Source organism: Azospirillum sp. A26 (assembly GCF_042604635.1).
Lineage (GTDB): Bacteria > Pseudomonadota > Alphaproteobacteria > Azospirillales > Azospirillaceae > Azospirillum > Azospirillum palustre.
Map to the genome: position 1 here is coordinate 324978 of NZ_CP170474.1, position 20806 is coordinate 345783.

At 68.1% G+C, this 20806-nt stretch carries 17 protein-coding genes; 16 read left to right on the forward strand and 1 reads right to left on the reverse strand.

Annotation, left to right across the window (positions count from 1 at the left end; all coding sequences use genetic code 11):
- Positions 1-151: 151 nt before the first annotated feature.
- Positions 152-1159 (reverse strand): LysR family transcriptional regulator, encoded by a 1008-nt coding sequence (locus ABNQ39_RS25215; RefSeq protein ID WP_376963331.1) that lies wholly within the window; start codon positions 1157-1159, stop codon positions 152-154.
- Positions 1160-1482: 323 nt separating this feature from the next.
- On the opposite strand from ABNQ39_RS25215, the gene ABNQ39_RS25220 reads away from it, so the two are divergent.
- From ABNQ39_RS25220 to pgk, 16 genes are all read left to right on the forward strand, one after another.
- Positions 1483-2805: a M20 family metallopeptidase gene (locus ABNQ39_RS25220; RefSeq protein WP_376963334.1), complete on the forward strand. Its 1323-nt coding sequence runs from the start codon at positions 1483-1485 to the stop codon at positions 2803-2805.
- A 26-nt stretch (positions 2806-2831) separates the two neighbouring features.
- A complete protein-coding gene (locus ABNQ39_RS25225; RefSeq protein WP_376963337.1) occupies positions 2832-3623 on the forward strand; it encodes a class II aldolase/adducin family protein in 792 nt (263 codons plus the stop codon).
- 82 nt (positions 3624-3705) lie between these two features.
- The gene (locus tag ABNQ39_RS25230; protein ID WP_376963339.1) at positions 3706-5361 is read left to right on the forward strand and encodes an ABC transporter substrate-binding protein; all 1656 of its coding nucleotides are present in this window, start codon (positions 3706-3708) and stop codon (positions 5359-5361) included.
- A 195-nt stretch (positions 5362-5556) separates the two neighbouring features.
- The gene (locus tag ABNQ39_RS25235) at positions 5557-6537 is read left to right on the forward strand and encodes an ABC transporter permease (protein WP_376963342.1); all 981 of its coding nucleotides are present in this window, start codon (positions 5557-5559) and stop codon (positions 6535-6537) included.
- Positions 6534-7376: an ABC transporter permease gene (locus ABNQ39_RS25240; protein WP_376963345.1), complete on the forward strand. Its 843-nt coding sequence runs from the start codon at positions 6534-6536 to the stop codon at positions 7374-7376. The genes ABNQ39_RS25235 and ABNQ39_RS25240 overlap by 4 nt, the downstream gene beginning before the upstream one ends.
- Positions 7377-7425: 49 nt before the next feature.
- Positions 7426-9072: an ABC transporter ATP-binding protein gene (locus ABNQ39_RS25245; protein WP_376963349.1), complete on the forward strand. Its 1647-nt coding sequence runs from the start codon at positions 7426-7428 to the stop codon at positions 9070-9072.
- The gene (locus ABNQ39_RS25250; RefSeq protein ID WP_376963352.1) at positions 9073-10053 is read left to right on the forward strand and encodes a ketopantoate reductase family protein; all 981 of its coding nucleotides are present in this window, start codon (positions 9073-9075) and stop codon (positions 10051-10053) included. It abuts the gene before it with no gap.
- Positions 10054-10105: 52 nt separating this feature from the next.
- Positions 10106-11347: a Zn-dependent hydrolase gene (locus ABNQ39_RS25255; RefSeq protein WP_376963355.1), complete on the forward strand. Its 1242-nt coding sequence runs from the start codon at positions 10106-10108 to the stop codon at positions 11345-11347.
- 28 nt (positions 11348-11375) lie between these two features.
- Positions 11376-12428, forward strand: coding sequence for a histone deacetylase family protein (locus ABNQ39_RS25260; protein ID WP_376963358.1), 1053 nt, complete (start codon positions 11376-11378; stop codon positions 12426-12428).
- The gene (locus ABNQ39_RS25265; RefSeq protein ID WP_376963361.1) at positions 12425-13333 is read left to right on the forward strand and encodes a DMT family transporter; all 909 of its coding nucleotides are present in this window, start codon (positions 12425-12427) and stop codon (positions 13331-13333) included. The genes ABNQ39_RS25260 and ABNQ39_RS25265 overlap by 4 nt, the downstream gene beginning before the upstream one ends.
- Positions 13334-13573: 240 nt before the next feature.
- On the forward strand, positions 13574-14455 hold the full coding sequence (locus tag ABNQ39_RS25270; RefSeq protein WP_098736524.1) for a formate/nitrite transporter family protein: 882 nt from the start codon (positions 13574-13576) through the stop codon (positions 14453-14455).
- Positions 14456-14529: 74 nt separating this feature from the next.
- Positions 14530-15807 (forward strand): phosphopyruvate hydratase, encoded by a 1278-nt coding sequence (gene eno / locus ABNQ39_RS25275; protein ID WP_376963365.1) that lies wholly within the window; start codon positions 14530-14532, stop codon positions 15805-15807.
- Positions 15808-16267: 460 nt separating this feature from the next.
- Positions 16268-17710 carry a bifunctional enoyl-CoA hydratase/phosphate acetyltransferase gene (locus tag ABNQ39_RS25280; protein ID WP_376963368.1) on the forward strand — a complete coding sequence of 481 codons (1443 nt, stop codon included), beginning with the start codon at positions 16268-16270 and terminating at the stop codon, positions 17708-17710.
- A 12-nt stretch (positions 17711-17722) separates the two neighbouring features.
- A complete protein-coding gene (locus tag ABNQ39_RS25285; RefSeq protein WP_376963371.1) occupies positions 17723-18949 on the forward strand; it encodes an acetate/propionate family kinase in 1227 nt (408 codons plus the stop codon).
- A gap of 74 nt (positions 18950-19023) precedes the next feature.
- Positions 19024-19974: a DMT family transporter gene (locus ABNQ39_RS25290; RefSeq protein WP_376963374.1), complete on the forward strand. Its 951-nt coding sequence runs from the start codon at positions 19024-19026 to the stop codon at positions 19972-19974.
- Between the two features lie 50 nt (positions 19975-20024).
- Positions 20025-20783 (forward strand): phosphoglycerate kinase, encoded by a 759-nt coding sequence (gene pgk / locus ABNQ39_RS25295; RefSeq protein WP_376963377.1) that lies wholly within the window; start codon positions 20025-20027, stop codon positions 20781-20783.
- The last annotated feature ends 23 nt before the right edge of the window (positions 20784-20806 follow it).

The window sequence follows — 20806 nt, forward strand, 5'->3', positions numbered from 1 at the left end:
GATGCCTTGGCGGGTGAGCGGCTCACCGGCATCGTCCAACACCGGCGGGGAACGGAAGACCTGGGTCGTTCATCAAAGCAATCGAAAAATCCAGTGTCGAAACAATTCCGTTATCACACGGCTCAAGGGCGGCGGCCTAGCTGTCCAATCGTCAGCCCCGAAGGAGGTGGCTGTCGGAATTTCCTTCGGCCACCCCGGCAAGCTCCCGGGCCGGCGCGGCGGCGAGCGCGGTTTGCAGATACTCAAGAAAGGCCCGTTCGGCGCGGTTCAGCTTGGCCTGCTCGTTCCAGATCAGGTGGACGTTGACCGGCGCGATGCCCTCGTAGGGCGGTAGTTCCCACAGCAGGCCGTCGGCCACGTCACGGGCGGCGATGTGTTCGGGCAGCGGGCCGATGCCGAGGCCGCAGACGATCATCCGCCGCACCTCCTCCAGGTTGGCCGATGAGGCGACGACGCGGCCGGCGAAGCCCTCCCGCGCACGGAACAGGGTCAGCGGCGACAGGGCGCCGTCGATCTGGTCGGAGGTGAAGGAGACGAAACTCTCGTGGCGCAGTTCGGCGATGTCGATGTCGCTCTGGCCGAACAGGCGGAAGTCCGGACCGCAATAGAGGCGGTAGGTCTGGCGCAGGAAGATCTGGCTGGACAGTCCGGGGATCGGCTCGCGCAGCAGGCAGATCGCCATGGCGCCGACCCGCTGCTGCAACGCGATGTGCGCGTCGGCCGACGCCATCACGTCGATGCGGAAGGTCACCAGCGGGTACATGCGGTGGAATTCCCGCAGCGAGCGGTCGAGCAGCGGGGTCTGGATGCGGCTGGTCATCAGGATGTGAACATGGCCGCTGACCTCGTCCTTGGCGTCGCGCACCAGGGCGCCCAGGCGGGACACGGTGGCGTGGATCGACACCGCCTCGTCATAGACCTGTTCGCCGGCAGCGGTGACTGCGAAGCGGCCGGGGCCGCGGTCGATCAGGGTGCGGCCAAGCTGCTCCTCCAGCCGCTTCAGGGCGAGGCTGACCGCCGGCTGCGTCAAAAACAGGCGGACGGCGGCCTTGGTGATGCTGCCCTCCTGCACGATCACCATGAAGGTGCGCAGCAGGTTCCAGTCCATCTGCTGGCCCAGACGGGCCAGGGCCTGCCGTTCCGCCTCGGTTTCGTTCACCGTCCCGCCCTCCTGATCGCTGCCCGATTCCGGTGCATCGCTGCCGCCGCCCAAATTCTACGCACATGAATGCGTTGTGAGCAACTGCGGCATAAATCAGATTCATGGGGGAAATGAAAAATGCTTATTTGCCTGATCGATTGGATGCCTTCCTAATCGACACATGGCGGCCTTCAAACATCGCCATGCCGGAAACCGCATAATGCCCCGTTATGGCGGCCATATCCATTTGGGATGTGCCGCAACGCAACAGCTTCGTCTTTTTCCACCCGCCCGTGCATTCCTGCCGCAGCCGCTAAAGGAATTCGGGCAAAGGATTTAGAATGACACGAGATACGGCAGACCGTCTCGACCATGTGTTGCCGGACCCCGGCCTGCGCGCCGCGATCCTGGACGCCGCCGACGCGGTGCAGGGCGATTGCGTGTCGCACCTGTCCGACCTCGTCCGCCAGCCGTCGCTGCTGGGCGACGAGTCCGGGGCTCAGGCGCTGATGGCCGACCGCTTCGCCGCACTGGGGCTGGAGATCGACCGTTTCGACATCGACGAGCAGGCGATTTCCCGCATGCCGGGCTTCTCGCCGCCGGTCCTCCTCGGCGCCTATGCCGGCCGCGAGAATGTCGTCGGCGTGCACAGGCCGCGTGACGCGAAAGGCCGCTCGCTGATCCTGAACGGCCATATCGACGTGGTGCCGACCGGCCCGGCGGAGCTGTGGACCACCCCGCCCTTCGAACCGCGGATCGCCGACGGACGGCTCCATGGCCGCGGGGCCGGCGACATGAAGGCCGGCATCGCCGCCTACACCGCCGCCTTCTCAGCATTGCGCACGCTGGGCTACCAGCCGGCCGCCCCAGTCTATCTCCAGTCGGTGATCGAGGAGGAGTGCACCGGCAACGGCGCGCTGGCCTGCCTGCATCGCGGCTACCGCGCCGATGCCGCCGTGATCCCGGAGCCGTTCAACCACTCCATTTCCATCGCCCAGGTCGGCGTGATGTGGGTGCGGCTGGTGCTGACCGGCACGCCGGCCCACGTGCTGGACACCTCGGCCGGGGTGAACGCCATCGAGGCGGCCTATGCGCTGGCGGCGCATCTGAAGGCGCTGGAGGTGCGATGGAACGAGCCGTCCTGCCGCCATCCCGCCTTCTGCGGCCATGCCCATCCCGTCAACATCAATCTCGGCCGGATCGAGGGCGGCGAGTGGCCGTCGTCAGTCCCGACGCGCTGCGCGCTCGACCTCCGGCTCGGCTTCTTCCCCGGGCAGGAGCCGGAGGCGGTCCGCGCCGAGGTGACCCGGGCGGTGGAGCAGGCGCGCTCCACCGACCCGGCCCTGTCCGGCGTGGGGATCGAGCTGCAGTGGAACGGCTTCCAGGCCGCCGGCTGCGAGATCGACCCGGCCCACCCGCTGGTGACCATGCTGGCCGACAGCCATCGCGCCGTGCGCGGCGGCGATCCGGAGCTGGTGGCGCTGACTTGCACCACCGACGCCCGCTTCTTCCAGCTCTATGGCGACACGCCCGCCACCTGCTACGGGCCGGAGGCGACGCGCATCCACGGCATCGACGAATCGGTGTCGCTGGACAGCCTGCGCGACGTGACCCGCGTGCTGGCGCTGTTCATCGCCGGCTGGTGCGGCCTGGAACCTGTTTGATCCCTTTGCCTGACGAGACCCGCAAGATGATCGCCAAGACGCTGACCGCAACCGCCGCCCATGCCCCCCGCGCCAGCAGCACCTATTCCGATGTGGAGTGGAAGGCGCGCACCGATCTGGCCGCCGCCTACAAGCTGTTCGACCGGTTGGGCATGACCGACCTGATCTACACCCACATGTCGGCCCGCATCCCGGACACGCCGGACCATTTCCTGATCAACCCCTACGGCCTGATGTTCCACGAGGTGACGCCCGACAACCTCGTGAAGGTCGACATCGACGGCAATCTGGTCGACGGGCGCAACGGCGACGAGATCAATCCGGCCGGCTTCACCATCCACAGCGCAGTGCACCACGCCCGCCCGGACGTCGGCGCGGTCATCCATCTGCACACCGACGCCGGCATGGCGGTCAGCGCCCAGGCCGACGGGCTGCTGCCGATCACCCAGCATTCGCTGCGCTGGTACAACCGCATCGCCTACCACACCTACGAAGGCATCGCGCTGGATCTGGCGGAGCGCGAACGGCTGGTCGCCGATCTCGGCAACCATCACAGCATGATCCTGCGCAACCACGGCCTGCTGACCGTCGGCCAGGACGTCGCCGAGGCGGCGGTGCTGATGTACTACCTGGAGCAGGCCTGCAAGCAGCAGATCATGGCGATGGCCGGCGGCCGGCCGCTGATCTACCCGTCGCCGGAGGTCTGCGAGCACACCGCCCAGCAGTATGAGCGCGCCTATCCCCGCGCCGGCGTCCTGGAATGGGACTCGCTGCTGCGCTGGCTGGACAGCACCACCGGCCCGACCGGGCCGCGCTGATCCGCCCGCCTTTTTCAAAAGAAGAACGAAGACGACAGGGTCGCATCCCACAACGACACCATCTGGAGACGAGGACACCCGCATGACACGACGCCTTTCCGGTATCCCCGCCAGCATCCAGCGCGGCTTCCGCCGCAACGTCCACCGCACCGCCGCCGCCGGCCTGCTGGCCGCGGCACTCGCCATCCCCGGCACGGCCGCCCTGATCGCCGCCCCGGCCATGGCGCAAGAGACGCCGGTCCGCGGCGGTGTCCTCAACTCCATCGTCCAGCCGGAGCCGCCGACCCTGATGCTGGGCCTGAACCAGCAGGGGCCGACCCAGACCGTCGCCGGCAAGATCTATCAGGGCCTGCTGACCTACGACCGCAAGCTCAACCCGCTGCCGTCGCTGGCCGAGAGCTGGACGGTGTCGCCGGACGGCCTGACCTACACCTTCAAGCTGTTCCAGAACGTCAAGTGGCACGACGGCAAGCCGTTCAGCGCCAACGACGTGGTGTTCTCCACCTCCAAGTTCCTGATGGAGGTCCACCCGCGCGCCCGCGCCGCGTTCAGCCGCTGCGAGTCGATCAAGGCGCTGGACGACAACACCGTCGAATTCAAGCTGAAGGAGCCGTTCCCGGCCTTCATCCAGGCCTTCGAGGTGTCGTCGGCCCCCATCGTGCCGGCCCACATCTATGAGGGCAGCGATTACCGCACCAACCCGGCCAACAACACCCCCATCGGCACCGGCCCGTTCAAGCTGAAGGAATGGGTGAAGGGCAGCTACATCCAGCTCGTCCGCAACGAGGATTATTACAAGAAGGACCTGCCCTACCTCGACGGCATCACCTTCCGCGTGATCCCGGACGCCGCCAGCCGCTCGCTGGCGCTGGAAAGCGGTCAGGTGCAGCAGACCCAGTACAGCGACCTGGAGCCCTTCGAGGTTCCGCGCATGAAGACGCTGCCGAACGTGACCCTGACCACCGCCGGCTACGAGTTCGTGGCGCCGATGGCGTGGCTGGAGATCAACCACCGCGTCAAGCCGCTGGACGACAAGCGCTTCCGCAAGGCCATCGCCTACGCCATCGACCGCAAGTTCATCCGCGACAAGATCTGGTTCGGCCTCGGCCGCGTGCCGACCGGCCCGATCAACTCGGTGGTCAAGTTCTACGATCCCAAGGTCACGACCTACGAGCCCAACCTCGACAAGGCCAAGGCCCTGCTCGACGAGATGGGGCTGAAGCCCGACGGCAAGGGCGTGCGCGCCACCGTCAAGCTGATGCCGATGCCCTATGGCGAGACCTGGACCCGTCTGGGCGAGTATCTGAAGCAGGCGCTGGGCAAGGTCGGCGTTTCCGTGGTTCTGGAAAGCACGGACGCCGCCGGCTGGGCGCAGCGCGTCGCCAACTGGGATTACGAGATCACCACCAACTTCCTCTACCAGTACGGCGACCCGGCGCTGGGCGTGGCCCGCACCTACATCTCGTCGAACATCCGCAAGGGCGTGCTGTTCACCAACACCATGGGCTATTCCAACCCGAAGGTGGACGAACTGTTCGATCAGGCCTCGCGCGAGAACGACCCGGCCAAGCGCCAGGAGCAGTACAGCGAGGTCCAGCGCATCCTGTCCGACGATTTGCCGGTGGTGTGGCTGCTGGAGATGGAATTCCCGACCTTCCTCGACAAGCGCGTGAAGAACGCCAACACGACGGCCATCGGTGTCAACGACACCTATGAAAGCGTCTGGCTGGCGAAGTAACGAGACGCTCCTGACTTCCCCTCTCCCCCGGGGAGAGGGTTAGGGTGAGGGGGACGCGCGGCGGCCCTTCTCCGAGAATCCACGCTATGCATCCCCCTCACCCCGACCCTCTCCCCGGGGGGGAGAGGGGGAATCTGCGCTTACGTGTGAGCGGGGGAGAGGCCAGAGCGCGGCGATTAAATTAGGAACCTGCCCATGCTGGGATTCGCCCAACTCTTCGCGAGCCGCCTCGTCAAGGCCGCCGCGATTCTGATCGCCATCGTGGTGATGAACTTCTTCCTCGTCCATGCCGCCCCCGGCGACCCGGCCATGGTGATGGCGGGCGAGGCGGGGGCCGCCGACGAAAAGTTCGTGACGCAGTTGCGCGAGCAGTTCGGGCTCGACCGGCCGCTCTACGAACAGCTCGGCACCTACATCGGCAAGGTCGTGCAGGGCGATCTCGGCTTCTCCTACCGCCAGCAGCGACCCGTCTGGGACATCCTGGCGGAACGGCTGCCGGCCACCCTGGTGCTGACGCTGACCGCCTTCATCCTGGCGCTCGCCGCCGGCGTGGCGCTCGGCACGCTGGCGGCGATCACCGTCGGCACCTGGGCCGACAGCGCCATCACCGTCGTCGCACTCCTGGCCTACGCCACGCCGATCTACTGGATCGGGCTGATGCTGAGCCTCCTGTTCTCCATCCAGCTCGGCTGGCTGCCGGCCTTCGGCTACGAGACCATCGGCGCCGGCTATACCGGATTGGCGCATGTGGCGGACGTGGCGGTCCACCTGATCCTGCCGGTCATCACGCTGGCGCTGTTCTACATGGCCGGCTACGCCCGCCTGACCCGCGCCTCGATGCTGGAGGTGCGCAGCCTCGACTTCGTCAAGACGGCGAAGGCCAAGGGGCTGACGCAGGGCCGCATCGTCACCCGCCATGTCCTGCGCAACGCCATCCTGCCGGTCATCACCGTCGCCGGCATCCAGGCCGGACAGCTGGTCGGCGGCTCCATCCTGATCGAGACGGTGTTCGCCTGGCCCGGCATCGGCCGACTGGCCTTCGAGGCGGTGCTTCAGCGCGACTATCAGGTGCTGCTGGGCATCTTCCTTGTCACGTCGGTGATGGTGATCCTCTTCAACATCCTGACCGACATCCTCTACGGCCTCGTCGATCCCCGGATTCAGGTGTCGCAATGATGAACTCGGATTTCTGGCGGGCCTTCGCCCGCAACAAGGGCGCGGTCCTGGGTTTGCTGATCCTGATCGCCATCGTCGTGCTGGCCGCCTTCGCCTCGGTCTTCTTCCCCGGCGACCCGTGGGAGATGGCGACGGCGCCCTTCCAGCCGCCGCTGTCGGAAGACGCGCTGCTGGGCTCCGACATGCTGGGCCGCGACATCGCATCCGGCATCGCCCATGGGGCGCGGGTATCGCTGCTGATCGGCCTGACCTCCACCGCCGCGGCGCTCGCCATCGGCGTCACGCTGGGGGCGCTGGCCGGCTTCCATGGCGGCAAGGTGGACGACGCCATCATGCGCTTCACCGAGCTGTTCCAGACCATCCCGAACTTCGTGCTGGCCGTGGTGCTGGTCGCCATCTTCACCCCCAGCCTGACCACCATCGTGCTCGCCATCGCCATCGTCAGCTGGCCGCCGCTGGCCCGTCTGGCCCGTGCCGAGTTCCTCAGCCTGCGCTCGCGCGAATTCGTCCAGGCCGCCATCACCACCGGCCAGAGCAACAGCACCATCATCCTGCGCCAGATCCTGCCGAACAGCTTGTCGCCGATCATCGTGTCGGCCTCGCTGATGGTGGCGACAGCGATCCTGCTGGAAAGCTCGCTGAGCTTCCTCGGCCTCGGCGATCCCAACGCGATGAGCTGGGGCTACATGATCGGCGCCGCCCGCACGGTGATCCGGCAGGCCTGGTGGATGAGCGTCTTCCCCGGCCTCGCCATCGTGCTGACCGTGCTGGCGCTGAACCTCGTCGGCGAGGGGCTGAACGACGCCCTGAACCCGAAGCTCGCCCGGTCGCGGGGGTGATCCGATGAGCCAGTTCAACGTTATGCGCACCCCCGTGGAGACCGCCGCCATGAACACCCCCCTGTTGGATGTGCGCGGCCTCAGCATCGCGCTGCCGCCGGGCGCCGACCGCCCCCTGGCGGTGGACAACCTGACCTTCACCCTGAACCCCGACGAGATCCTCTGCGTGGTCGGCGAGTCCGGCTCCGGCAAGTCGATGACCGCGCACGCCATGATGGGGCTGCTGCCCGCCCCCCATGTCCGGGTATCCGGCGGCAGCCTGCTGTTCAAGGGCAAGGACGTGTTGGCCATGCCGGAGGCCGAGCAGCGCAGCCTTCGCGGCGGCCGCATCGCCATGGTGTTCCAGGAGCCGATGACGGCGCTGAACCCGCTGATGCGGGTCGGCCGCCAGATCGGCGAGTCCTTGCGCGAGCACACCGCCCTGCCTGCCCCCGCCCGCCGCGCCCGCGTGGTGGAATTGCTGGATCAGGTCGGTCTGCCCAACCCGGCCGAACTGGCCGAGGCCTATCCCTTCCGCCTGTCGGGCGGCCAGCGCCAGCGCGTGATGATCGCCATGGCGCTGGCCTGCCAGCCCGACATCCTGATCGCCGACGAGCCGACCACGGCGCTGGACGTCACCACCCAGAAGCAGATCCTCGACCTGATCCGCTCGATCCAGGCCGAGCGCCACATGGGCATGATGTTCATCACCCACGACTTCGGTGTGGTGGCGGAGATCGCCCACCGGGTGGCGGTGATGCGCCACGGCAAGCTGGTGGAATATGGCGCAGCGTCGGACGTGCTGAACCGGCCGCAGCATCCCTACACCCGGCAGCTGATCGCCTCGGTCCCGCACTACATCGAGCACCGCGACGACCATGCCAAGACCGGCGCGCCGCTGCTGGTCGCCGACAAAGTGCGCAAGGTGTTCAACGTCGGCGGCGGGTTGTTCAAGAAGTCCAAGCAGGTGGTGGCCGGCGACGACCTGTCGCTGACCATCCATCCCGGCGAGACCGTCGGTCTGGTCGGCGAATCCGGATCGGGCAAGTCGACGCTCGGCCGCTCCATCGTCGGGCTGATCAAGCCGGATTCGGGCCGCATCCTGTTCGAGGGCACCGACCTACTGGCGCTCGACCGCAAGGGCTTCCGGCCCTACCGCCGGGCGGTGCAGATGGTGTTCCAGGATCCCTACGCCTCGCTGAACCCACGCCACCGCGTCGGCGACATCGTGGCGCAAGGCCCGGTGGCCTTCGGCGAGGACCGCAACAGGGCGCTGGCCCGCGCGCGGGAGCTGCTGGCGATGGTCGGGCTCGACGGTTCGGCCGCCGACCGCTTCCCGCACGAGTTCTCCGGCGGCCAGCGCCAGCGCATCGGCATCGCCCGCGCTCTCGCCATGGAGCCGAAACTGCTGGTGGCGGACGAGCCGGTGTCGGCGCTCGACGTGTCGGTGCAGGGACAGGTGCTGGATCTGCTGGACGACATCCGCCGGCGGCTGAACCTCGCCATGCTGTTCATCACCCACGATCTGCGGGTGGCGGCCCAGGTCTGCGACACCATCGCGGTGATGCGCCGCGGCAGGATCGTGGAGATGGGGACCGCGCGCGACGTGTTCACCCATCCGCGCGACGCCTACACCCGCAGCCTGCTCGACGCCATTCCGGGCAAGGCCTGGCACATCCCGGACGACCTGCAAACAGTTCCGGCGGGAGCGCACTGAATGAAGGTTGCCATCATCGGGGCCGGCGCCGTCGGCGGTCTGCTGGCCGCCCGGCTGGGCGCCACCGAGGCCGAGGTGACGCTGGTCGCCCGGCCGAACGCCGCATCCGCCATCCGCCGCAACGGCCTGACCATGGTGACGCCGCTGAACCGCGTCGCCCGGCTCAGCCCGCGCGTCACCGACGACAGCCTGTCGCTCGGGCCGCAGGATCTGGTGTTCCTCTGCGTCAAGGCCCATGCGCTGCGTGGCACCATCGACACGCTGACGCCGCTGCTGGGGCCGGAGACCGCCATCGTGCCGATGGTCAACGGCATCCCCTGGTGGTACCCGCACCGCCAGCCGGACCCTTTGGCCGACCGGCCGCTCGCCAGCGTCGATCCCGACGGATTGCTTTGGCGCACAATCGACCCCGACCGGGTGGTGGGGGCGACCAGCTTCGTCGCGGTGGAGGGCGACGGTCCCTGCCGCATCCGCCATGTCAGCGACCAGCGCTTCGTGTTCGGCGATGCCGGTGACCGTGACAACCCTGCGGTCGACCGCATCGTGACTCTGTTCGGACAGGCGGGGTTCCAGCCGGCGAAGACCGCCGACATCCGGCAGGCGATCTGGGTGAAGCTGTGGGGCAACCTCGCCTTCAACCCCTTGAGCGTGCTGACCGGATCGACGCTGGGCCGGCTGTGCAACGATCCCGGCACGCGCGACACCGGCCGGGCCATGATGCTGGAGGCCAAGGCGGTCGCGGAAAAGCTGGGCGTGGTTTTCACCACCAGCGTGGACGAACGCATCGCCATGGCAGCCGGTGTGGGCGACTTCAAGACCTCGATGCTCCAGGACTATGAGGCCGGCAGGCGCCTGGAACTGGACGCGATCCTGGGCTCGGTGATCGAGCTGGCGGAGCGTTGCGGCGTGGACGTGCCGATGCTGCGCGCCGTGCTGGCGATGGTCGACCTACGGGCACGGGAAAGGCGCGAAGCGGCCTGACCGCTTCCCGCTCGCCCCTGCCATCAACTAAAAAATTCTGCGTGGAGTTTCCATGTCCCTCCCCTCCAATCTGCCCATCGACGGCCAGCGCCTGTGGGACAGCCTCGCCGACATGGCGAAGATCGGCGCCACCGCCAAGGGCGGCAACTGCCGCCTTGCCTTGTCGGACGAGGACAAGGCCGGCCGCGACCTGTTCGTCTCCTGGTGCGAGGCCGCCGGCTGCACCGTGACCGTCGACCGCATCGGCAACATTTTCGCCCGCCGCAAGGGTCGCGATGACAGCTTGGCCCCGGTGGTAATGGGCAGCCACCTCGACACCCAGCCGACCGGCGGACGCTTCGACGGCGTGTTCGGCGTGCTGGCGGCGCTGGAGGTGGTGCGCTCGCTGAACGACCGCGGGGTGGAGACGCTGCATCCGGTCGAGGTCGCGGTATGGACCAACGAGGAAGGCTCGCGCTTCTCGCCGCCGATGATGGGATCGGGCGTTGTCACCGGCGTCTTCACACTGGACGAGATCCTTGACAAGGTGGCGCAGGACGGCGCGCGGCTGGGCGACGAGCTGGTCCGCACCGGCTATGCCGGCGAGGCGGCGGTCGATCATCCGATGCACGCCTACCTTGAGGCCCACATCGAACAGGGTCCGGTGCTGGAGGTCGAGGGCAAGGAGATCGGTGTCGTCACCGGCGCGCAGGGCCAGCGCTGGTACGAAGTGACGGTGACGGGTGTCGAGGCCCATGCCGGCCCGACGCCGATGCGCCTGCGCCGCGATGCGCTGGTCGCCGCAGCGGCAATGGTGCAGGCGGTGCAGCGGGTCGGGCTGGAGACGGCGGGCGATCCCTGCGCCACCGTCGGCATCCTCGACGTCCATCCGCATTCGCGCAACGTCATCCCCGGCCGCGTCTTCTTCACCGTCGATCTGCGCCACCCGGACGCCGGCACGCTGGCCGACATGGACCGCCGCTTCCGCGCCGCCGTCGCCGCGATTGCCGAACAGAACGGGGTGAGCGCCGAAATCGCCGATTTCTGGCACTTCCCGCCGACCCCCTTCGCCAAGCCGCTGGTCGACCGGGTGCGCGAGGCGGCGGGCGGCTTCGGTTTCAGCCACCGCGACATCGTGTCGGGCGCCGGCCACGATGCGGTCTATGTGGCGGGCAAGGTGCCGACGGCGATGATCTTCATCCCCTGCGAGGACGGCATCAGCCACAACGAGGTCGAGAACATCTCCCCCGCCGACGGTGCCCGCGGCGCCGCCGTGCTGTTCGAAACGCTGGTCGCCACGGCTGGAAAGCCCTGAGCCTGTCCGTTCTCCGGAGAGTCCCCCGATGAAATTCGTCCATCACCCCGACGCCGCCCTGCACCGTCCCGCCACCTACTTCAACAAGGGCCTGCTGCGCGCCCTGCCGGAGAAGCCGGAACGGGTCGGGGCGCTGGCCTCGCTGATCGAGAAGCGCGGCGAGACGCTGATCCTGCCCGACGATTACGGCTCCGCCCCGCGCGCCGCCGTGCACACCCCCGCCTATCTCGCCTTCCTGGAGACGGCGCATGCCCGCTGGGTGGCGGCTGGCGACATGGGCGACGTGGTGCTGCCCAACGTCCACCGGATGCAGGCGGCCCCCAACTACCCGACCGGCATCGTCGGGCAGGCCGGCTGGCACATGTTCGACACCGCCTGCCCCATCGGTGAGGGCACCTGGGTCGCCACCTGCGCCGCCTCCAACGCCGCCATCCACGCGGCGAAGCTGGTCGCCACCGGGGCGGACAGTGCGGCCTATGCCCTGTGCCGGCCGCCGGGGCACCATGCCACCCGCGATATGGCCGGCGGCTTCTGCTACCTGAACCATGTCGCCATCGCCGCGGAGTCGGTGCTGCCGCTGCTGCGCGCCCAGGGGCGGCCGGCGCGGGTGGCGATCATCGATGTCGACGTCCATCACGGCAACGGCACGCAGGACATCTTCTACGAGCGCGACGACGTGTTCTTCGTCTCGGTCCACGGCGACCCGGCCGAGTTCTATCCGCACATGGCCGGCTATGCACAGGAACGCGGCATCGGCCGCGGCGAGGGCTACAACCTCAACCTGCCGCTGCCCATCGGCAGCGACGAGGCGACGGTGCTGACGACCATCGGCAAGGGGCTGGACGCGATCCGGCGGTTCGCGCCGGAGATGCTGTTCGTCTCGCTGGGCTTCGACACCTTCATCAACGACCCGCTGGCCGCCTTCGGCGTCACCACGCCGGGCTTCGCCCGCATGGGCGCGCTGCTCGCCGCCGCCGGCCTGCCGACGGTTCTGGTTCAGGAAGGCGGTTACGCCATCGACGATTTGTCGGCCAACCTGTCAAGCTTCCTGAATGGGTTTGAGGGCAAGACCGTCGCATGACCGCCGTCGCCGCCAGCGGCGCCGGCCGCGATCCGGTCAAATATCTGCTGATCGCCGTCATCAGCCTGTTCTGGGGCCTGAACTGGCCGGCGGTGAAGACGATCCTGACGCAGATGCCGATCTTCAGCCTGCGCGCCATCGGCTTCACCGCCGGAGCAGTGCTGCTGTTGGGGGCGGCGCGTCTGGCGGGACACCGGCTGCGGGTGGAACGGGGGGAATGGCCGGCGCTGGTGGCGGCGGGGCTGTGCAACGTGCTGGTCTTCAACCTGTGCACGGCACTGGGCCAGAGCCTGATGGCGACCTCGCAGGCGGCCATCGTCGCCTTCACCATGCCGGTGTGGGCGACCCTGCTGGCGATCCCGCTGCTGGGCGAGCGGCCGGGGCCGCGCCAGATCGTCGGGCTGGCCTGTGGCCTCTCAGGTCTGCTGGTGCTGCTGGGGCCGGAGGCGCTGTCGGCGCCGCCGTCGCAACTGGCCGGGCCGGCGGTGATGCTGGTGTCGGCGGTGGCCTGGGCGCTCGGCACCATCGTGATGAAGCGGCGGGTCTGGCGCACCCACCCGATGGTCATCACCGGCTGGCAATACGTGCTCTGCGCACTGCCGATGATCGGCCTTGCGGCAACGGAGGTGCGGCCCACGCTGTTCGAGCTTCACCCGGCGGTCTGGGCCGGCTTCGCCTGGCACATCGTCTGCTCGATCTGCGTGGCGCAGGCGCTGTGGTACGTCACCGTCCGCCGCCTGACGGTGGGAGAGGCGGCGGTCAGCACCCTGCTGATCCCGGTCGTCGGGGTCGGCGGCGCCGTACTGCTGCTGGGCGACCCGGTAACGCCGCGGCTGGCGGCGGCGCTGGTGCTGATCCTGGCCGCCGTCGCCTGCGTGCTGGGGCCGAAGCCGGCCCGGCGCTGACGGCGCCATGATGTAGCAACGCTACAGACGCGCAACCGGCGCAGTGCAGCCGCATTTCCCCTGTAAATCCTTCGTTTTCCTGCGTCTTCACCCTCGTTTTCCGCGCGCCCCTGCGACGGAATTGCTCAGGCGGTGCCCTTGCCAGCCTCCTCCCGACAGGAGTATGTAGTAAAGCTACATGACGGGAGCGAAACCCGCCGACGGGCCTGCACCGATGCGCGGCAGCGAGGACATCGACCGATGAACATGGACAGCAAGGATGTGGGAGGCTGGAGCCAGCCCACCACGCAAACCCTCGACGCACTGATGCCCGATGCCATCGCGCTCGCCGCCGAGAATCTCGGCGTCAAGAAGGCACATTACGACACTCCCACCCTGTTCGCCCTGGCGGTCCTGGCCGGTGCCTTCATCGCGCTGGGCGGCCTGTTCGCCACCGTCGCCATGTCGGGCGCCGAAGGCATGCTACCCTATGGGGTGACCCGGCTGCTGGGCGGTCTGGTCTTTTCCATGGGGCTGATCCTGGTGATCGTCGGCGGCGCGCAGCTGTTCACCGGCGACGCGCTGATGGTGATGGCCTGGGCCAGCGGCCGGCTGCATGCCCGCGAGATGATGCGGGTGTGGACGACGGTGTGGATCGGCAATTTCGTCGGCGCCGCTGGCACCGCTCTGCTGGTCTTCCTGTCGGGACAATACACCTTCGGCCACGGCGCGGTCGGCGCCTCGGCGCTGTATTTCGCGGTGGCCAAGAGTTCTCTGCCGACGACCCAGGCCTTCTTCCTCGGCATCCTCTGCAACGTGCTGGTCTGCCTTGCCGTCTGGCTGGCGCTGGGCGCCCGCAGTGTCGGCGACAAGATCCTGGCGATCACCTTCCCGGTCGCCGCCTTCGTCGCCGCCGGCTTCGAGCACTGCGTCGCCAACATGTATTTCGTCCCGCTCGGCCTGCTGATCGAATGGGGCGCGCCGGACAGCTTCTGGCACGACCTCGGCCGTGCCGCCCCATCCATCCCGGTCGGCCAGTATCTGGTCAACCTCGCCGCGGTCACGCTCGGCAACTGGATCGGTGGAGCGGTGATGGTGGGGGCCGTCTACTGGTTCATCTACCGGCGTCCCAAGCTGCGCTGAGCGCGGGCCTTTCAAAACCTCTCCCAACGCCTCCGCGAACTGTCATTCCCTCAAGAAACGGGACATCCCTTCCCATGAGCGCCATCACCGAAATCCGCGCCCGCGAAATCCTCGACAGCCGCGGCAATCCGACCGTCGAAGTCGACGTCAGCCTTGAGACCGGCGCCTTCGGCCGCGCCGCGGTACCGTCGGGCGCCTCCACCGGCGCCCATGAGGCGGTTGAGCTGCGGGACGGCGACAAGTCCCGCTTCGGCGGCAAGGGCGTGCTGAAGGCCGTTCAGTCGGTCAACGGCGAACTGGCCAAGGCGCTGATCGGCATGGATGCCGCCGACCAGCGCGTGCTCGACATGACCATGATCGAGATCGACGGCACCGAGAACAAGGGCCGTCTCGGCGCCAACGCCATCTTGGGCGTGTCGCTGGCGGTCGCCCGCGCCGCCGCCGAGGATGCCGGCCTGCCGCTCTACCGCTATGTCGGCGGCGCCTTCGCCTCGCTGCTGCCGGTGCCGATGATGAACATCATCAATGGCGGCGCGCATGCCGACAACCCCATCGACATCCAGGAATTCATGATCATGCCGGTGGGCGCCGAGACCGGCGCCGACGCCATCCGCATGGGCTCCGAGATCTTCCAGTCGCTGAAGAAGAAGCTGAAGGACGCCGGCCACAACACCAATGTCGGCGACGAGGGCGGCTTCGCCCCCAACATCGGCTCGACCGACGAGGCGCTCGGCTTCGTCATGAAGGCCATCGAGGCCGCCGGCTACAAGCCGGGCGACGACGTCATGCTGGCGCTCGACGCCGCTTCGACCGAGTTCTTCAAGAACGGCAAGTATGAGCTGGCCGGCGAAGGCAAGTCGCTGTCGCCGGAACAGATGGTCGCCTACTGGGCCGATCTGGCCGGCCGCTACCCGATCATCTCGATCGAGGACGGCATGGCGGAAGACGACTGGGAAGGCTGGAAGGCGCTCACCGACGCCATCGGCAGCAAGGTGCAGCTGGTCGGCGACGACCTGTTCGTCACCAATCCGAAGCGTCTGGCCCAGGGCATCCGCCAAGGCGTGGCAAACTCGATCCTGGTGAAGGTCAACCAGATCGGCACGCTGTCGGAGACGCTGGAAGCGGTCGATATGGCGCACAAGGCCGGCTACACCGCCGTCCTCTCGCACCGTTCGGGCGAGACCGAGGACAGCACCATCGCCGATCTGGCGGTCGCCACCAACTGCGGCCAGATCAAGACCGGCTCGCTCAGCCGTTCGGACCGTCTGGCCAAGTACAACCAGCTGATCCGTATCGAGGAGCAGCTCGGCGTCGCAGCCCGCTTCGCCGGCCGCGGTATCCTCAAGGCCTGAGTTCCACGAGCTTCCTGAAGCCCCCTGCCCGGCGACCCTCCGCCCCCCTCTCCTGCCCCCGGAGAGGCGATCCAAGGCGGCGGGGACTGCCCCTGAAGGGACTTCATGGACGGGCGGCGGGCGCCCCGATCGCTGAGACGTCCCGCCGTTGTGCCCCCTCCTCCCGTCTCTCCCCGGGAGGAGGGGGAAGCCCCGCCCGGCCATCCCGCAGAAATGGGCCTTGAGCCACCTGCGGCATAGTGTCAAGGGCCGGGCTTTTCGACGGTTCCATGTTGCGATGCACAGTTAATATATTAATATATCTAAGGTTCCCGGCGCGGCGCAGAACGCTGGCGCAAAACGGGCGACGAGTTCGGACGACACACTGGACGGCCCCCCTTTCCGTCCCCTCCCGACGCCGCCCCTTCGGACCGTAGAAAACGGGCCGCTCGCTCGACCCGGTCAACCGGAGTGTTCAAAAATGCGTGCCAGTGGTGAAGCTTCCGGCAACGGCGCCTGCGCCGTCGTCGAGAATGTGACCTTCGACGAAATCCAGATCGGCCAGTCGGCCAGCCTTTCCCGTCAGCTGACTCTGATGGATGTGGAGCTGTTCGCCACCGTGTCGGGCAACATCAACCCGGCCCATCTCGACCCGAAATTCGCCGCCGACAGCCGGTTCCAGAAGGTGATCGGCCCCGGCATGTGGTCGGGTTCGCTGATCTCCGGCGTACTCGGCACCTATCTGCCGGGCGCCGGCTCGCTCTATGCCGGCCAGAGCCTGCAGTTCCGCCGCCCGGTGGGCCTGGGCGACATCGTCACCGCCACTGTCACCGTGATCGAGAAGCGTCCGGCCAAGAACGTCGTCGTCTTCGACTGCGTCTGCACCAACCAGGGTGGCGAGATCGTCGTACTCGGTACCGCCGAGGTGATCGCCCCGACCCAGAAGGTCGTCCGTCCGGCGCATGAGCTGCCGCAGATCCAGATGATCCGCCACGACAAGCACGACGCCCTGCTCGCCAAGTGCGACGAGCTGCCGCCGGTCGTTACCGCCGTCGCCTATCCCTGCGACGCCAGCTCGCTCCAGGGCGCCGTCGAGGCGGCAGAAGCCGGGTTGATCGAGCCGATCCTGGTCGGGCCGGAAGCCCTCATCCGCAAGGTCGCCGCGGCCGGCGGGCTGGACATCGCCCGTTACCGCATCGTCGACGCCGCCCACAGCCGCGCCGCCGCGGCAGCCGCCGTGGCGCTGGCCCGCACCGACGAGGCCGAGGCGGTGATGAAGGGCAGCCTGCACACCGACGAGCTGATGGGCGAGGTGGTGAAGAAGGAGACCGGCCTGCGCACCGCCAGCCGGATCAGCCATGTCTTCCTGATGAATGTGCCGACCTACTCCAAGACGCTGCTGATCACCGACGCGGCGATCAACATCTATCCGACGCTGGAGGACAAGGTCCACATCGTCCAGAACGCCATCGACCTTGCCAAGGTGCTGGGCGTCGCCACCCCGCGCGTCGCCATCCTGTCGGCGGTCGAGACGATCAACCCGAAGATCAACACCACGCTGGAAGCGGCAGCACTCTGCAAGATGGCCGACCGCGGCCAGATCACCGGCGGCATCCTCGACGGCCCGCTGGCCTTCGACAACGCCATCTCCGCCGAAGCCGCCCGCACCAAGGGCATCGTCTCGCCGGTCGCCGGCCAGCCGGACATCCTGCTCGCCCCCGATCTGGAAGCCGGCAACATGCTGGTCAAGCAGCTGTCCTTCCTGGCGAATGCCGACCTCGCCGGCATCGTGCTGGGCGCCAAGGTGCCGGTCATCCTCACCAGCCGCGCCGACAATGTGCGGGCCCGGCTCGCCTCCTGCGCCGTCGCCTCGCTGGTCGCCGCCGCCAAACGCCAGCCGAAGCTCGCGCTGGCCGCCGAATAGGACATCCCCGTCATGGTCGCACTGTCAAACTCCAGCGAGGATGCCTGCCTCGTCATCAATGCGGGTTCCTCCAGCCTGAAATTCTGCGTCTTCCAGGGCGGCAGCGTCGCCGATCTGGCTCCGGTCGTCACCGGCCAGATCTCCGGCATCGGCACCGCCCCCCGCTTCGAGGCGAAGGATGCCGCCCGCCACAAGATCGCCGACCACAGCTGGGCCGACGGCGAGAATCCGGGCCGTCCGGAGCTGCTCCACCATCTGCTCGACTGGATCGGCGACACGCTGAAGGGCGCCACGCTGGTGGCCGCCGGTCACCGTGTCGTCCATGGCGGCACCCGCTTCTCCGCCCCGGTCCGCGTCACCCCGGCGGTGCTCGACCAGCTGGAGGAGCTGATCCCGCTGGCACCCCTGCACGAGCCGCACAACATCGCCGCCATACGGGCGCTGGCCCAGGTCTACCCGTCGCTGCCGCAAGTCGCCTGCTTCGACACCGCCTTCCACCAGACCCAGCCCTGGCAGTCGCAGACCTTCGCCATCCCGCGCGAACTGACGGCGGAAGGCATCCGCCGCTACGGCTTCCACGGGCTGAGCTACGAGTACATCGCCCACCGCCTGCCCCAGGTGGCGCCGGAACTGGCCAACGCCCACGTGGTGGTCTGCCATCTCGGCAGCGGCGCCAGCCTGTGCGCCATGCGCGGCGGGCACAGCGTCGACACCACCATGGGCTTCACCGCGCTGGACGGCGTGCCGATGGGCACCCGGCCCGGCACCATCGATCCCGGCGTGCTGATCTATCTGATGCGCGAGAAGGGCTACGGCGCCGACGAGCTGGAGAAGCTGCTTTATCACAAGTCGGGCATGCTGGGCGTGTCGGGCCTTTCCAACGACATGCGCGACCTGGAGAATTCCGACCTGCCGGCGGCGGCCGAGGCGGTGGAGCTGTTCTGCCACAACGTCGCCAAGCAGGTGGCGGCGCTGGCCGGCTCGATGGGTGGGCTGGACGCGGTGGTCTTCACCGCCGGCGTGGGCGAGAACTCCACGCTGGTGCGGTCGCGGGTGGCGGAGAAGCTGTCCTGGCTCGGCGTCGCCATCGACCCGGCGGCCAACCGGGCGAAGGCGACCCGCATCTCCGCCCAGGAGAGCCGCGTGCCGGTCTTCATCATCCCGACCGACGAAGAACGGATGATCGCCCGCCACACGCTGGGCGTGATTGCAGCAGAGCAGTTGGAACGGGCGGCGTAAGCGCAGCAGACGCCGGCAATTCTCCCTCTCCCGGGACGGGAGAGGGAGACCTTCCCTGGCAGGAAAGCGTCATCATGGAACAGGTCCCTACGAGTGCCGCCGCCAAACCGCCGGAAAACGTCCGGCTCGGCATCCTGTCGATGCTGCTGGCGATGGCCCTGATGACCATCATGAACGCGCTCGCCAAGATCCTGGCGGAGAGTTATCCGCTGGGCGAGGTCACCTTCTTCCGCAACCTGTTCGCCCTGCTGCCGGCGGTCGCCATGGTTGCCGCGGCGGGCGGGCGGAGCTGCCTGCACACCGACCATTGGCAGGGGCATCTGTGGCGGGCCATCGTCGGGCTGGCATCGATGGTGCTGCTGTTCTGGGCCTATCACCTGATGCCGCTGGCCAATGCGGTGGCGATCTCCTACTCCGCCCCGCTGTTCCTCACCGCCCTCTCGGTTCCGCTGCTGGGAGAAAGGGTCGGCGCCTTCCGCTGGGGTGCGGTGGCGGTCGGCTTCGCCGGGGTGCTGATCATGGTGCAGCCCGGCGCCGAGATGATCGACCGCGGGTCGCTGGTGGCGCTGACCGCCGCCGTCTGCTACGCGCTGGCGATGATCGCCATGCGCCAGCTGGGCCGCACGGAAAAGCCGGTGACGACGGTCTTCTATTTCACCGTGGTCTCGACCCTGCTCAGCGCGCTGGCCCTGCCGTTCGGCTGGACGACGCCGGACGGCCACGCGCTGGCGCTGATGGCGGGGATGGGCATCGCCGGCGGCGGCGCGCAGTATTTCAGCACGCGGGCCTATTCGCTGGCCCGGGCGGTTGTGGTCGGCCCCTTCAGCTATGCCAGCCTGATCTACGCGACGATCCTCGGCTGGCTGGTCTGGGGCGACGTGCCGGCCCCGCATGTGATCGTCGGCGCCACCGTGGTGATTGGCAGCGGGCTGCTGATCCTCTACCGCGAAACCCGCCGCGCCGCGGCGTCCCCACCGAAGCTGTGCACGACACCGTCGGGCGCCGGTCCGATCCGGACCGCCTGATTGGCAAGACTACAAACGACAGAACTGGTTCCAAGAAAAGGACAGGCATCATGCTTACGACCGATGTCCGAGGCAATCTGGCCCCCCGACCGGCCGGCCGGCTGCATCTGATCACGGGTGGTCGTGATGCGGACGGGCCGGCGCGGCCAACCCTGTTTTCCCCCGCCCGCAAGGCGGGACGGTCCGACCAAGCGGTTTGCGCCATCGTCGGCGGTGCAAAGCTGTCCACCAAGCTGGACCTGCTGGTCCGGCTGGTGACGCGTGTCGACGTTCTGGCGCTGGGCGGCGGCATCGCCAACAGCGTCCTGGCGGCGACCGGCACCGACATGGGCGCCTCGCTGTGCGATTACGACCGTCTCGACGACGCGCGCAGGCTGCTGGACCGGGCGAAGGCCTGCGGTTGCGAGCTGCTGCTGCCGGTCGATGTGGTCATAGCGACCGAAGCGAAAAACGGGGTGGAGGACCGTATCGTCCCCTGCAACGCCATCGGGCCGGAGGACATGGTGCTCGACATCGGGCCGGCGACGATAGCGCGGTTCACCGCCTGCGTCGAGGCCGCCCGGACCGTGGTATGGACGGGGCCGCTCGGCGTCTACGAGATCGCCCCTTTCGACGGCGGCACCGACGCGCTGGCATGGTTCATCGCCCGGCGCACCCGCGATGCCGGCCTGCGGTCGGTGGCGGCCGGCGACGACACCATCGCCGCGCTGGCCGCGGCAGGGGTGGAGGACCGCTTCAGCGAACTGACCAGCCGCGACGCCCTGCCTGACTGGCTTGATGCCGCCACCCCGCGCGCCGTCCCCGCCTGACCGCGGGCTTGCGCGCCGATATC

Excerpts from the sequence above, each read along its gene's own strand:
- ABNQ39_RS25220 (WP_376963334.1), top strand. The coding sequence starts at position 1,483 with ATGACACGAGATACGGCAGACCGTCTCGACCATGTGTTGCCGGACCCC.
- ABNQ39_RS25225 (WP_376963337.1), top strand. The coding sequence starts at position 2,832 with ATGATCGCCAAGACGCTGACCGCAACCGCCGCCCATGCCCCCCGCGCC.
- ABNQ39_RS25230 (WP_376963339.1), top strand. The coding sequence starts at position 3,706 with ATGACACGACGCCTTTCCGGTATCCCCGCCAGCATCCAGCGCGGCTTC.
- ABNQ39_RS25235 (WP_376963342.1), top strand. The coding sequence starts at position 5,557 with ATGCTGGGATTCGCCCAACTCTTCGCGAGCCGCCTCGTCAAGGCCGCC.
- ABNQ39_RS25240 (WP_376963345.1), top strand. The coding sequence starts at position 6,534 with ATGATGAACTCGGATTTCTGGCGGGCCTTCGCCCGCAACAAGGGCGCG.
- ABNQ39_RS25245 (WP_376963349.1), top strand. The coding sequence starts at position 7,426 with ATGAACACCCCCCTGTTGGATGTGCGCGGCCTCAGCATCGCGCTGCCG.
- ABNQ39_RS25250 (WP_376963352.1), top strand. The coding sequence starts at position 9,073 with ATGAAGGTTGCCATCATCGGGGCCGGCGCCGTCGGCGGTCTGCTGGCC.
- ABNQ39_RS25255 (WP_376963355.1), top strand. The coding sequence starts at position 10,106 with ATGTCCCTCCCCTCCAATCTGCCCATCGACGGCCAGCGCCTGTGGGAC.
- ABNQ39_RS25260 (WP_376963358.1), top strand. The coding sequence starts at position 11,376 with ATGAAATTCGTCCATCACCCCGACGCCGCCCTGCACCGTCCCGCCACC.
- ABNQ39_RS25265 (WP_376963361.1), top strand. The coding sequence starts at position 12,425 with ATGACCGCCGTCGCCGCCAGCGGCGCCGGCCGCGATCCGGTCAAATAT.
- ABNQ39_RS25270 (WP_098736524.1), top strand. The coding sequence starts at position 13,574 with ATGAACATGGACAGCAAGGATGTGGGAGGCTGGAGCCAGCCCACCACG.
- eno (WP_376963365.1), top strand. The coding sequence starts at position 14,530 with ATGAGCGCCATCACCGAAATCCGCGCCCGCGAAATCCTCGACAGCCGC.
- ABNQ39_RS25280 (WP_376963368.1), top strand. The coding sequence starts at position 16,268 with ATGCGTGCCAGTGGTGAAGCTTCCGGCAACGGCGCCTGCGCCGTCGTC.
- ABNQ39_RS25285 (WP_376963371.1), top strand. The coding sequence starts at position 17,723 with ATGGTCGCACTGTCAAACTCCAGCGAGGATGCCTGCCTCGTCATCAAT.
- ABNQ39_RS25290 (WP_376963374.1), top strand. The coding sequence starts at position 19,024 with ATGGAACAGGTCCCTACGAGTGCCGCCGCCAAACCGCCGGAAAACGTC.
- pgk (WP_376963377.1), top strand. The coding sequence starts at position 20,025 with ATGCTTACGACCGATGTCCGAGGCAATCTGGCCCCCCGACCGGCCGGC.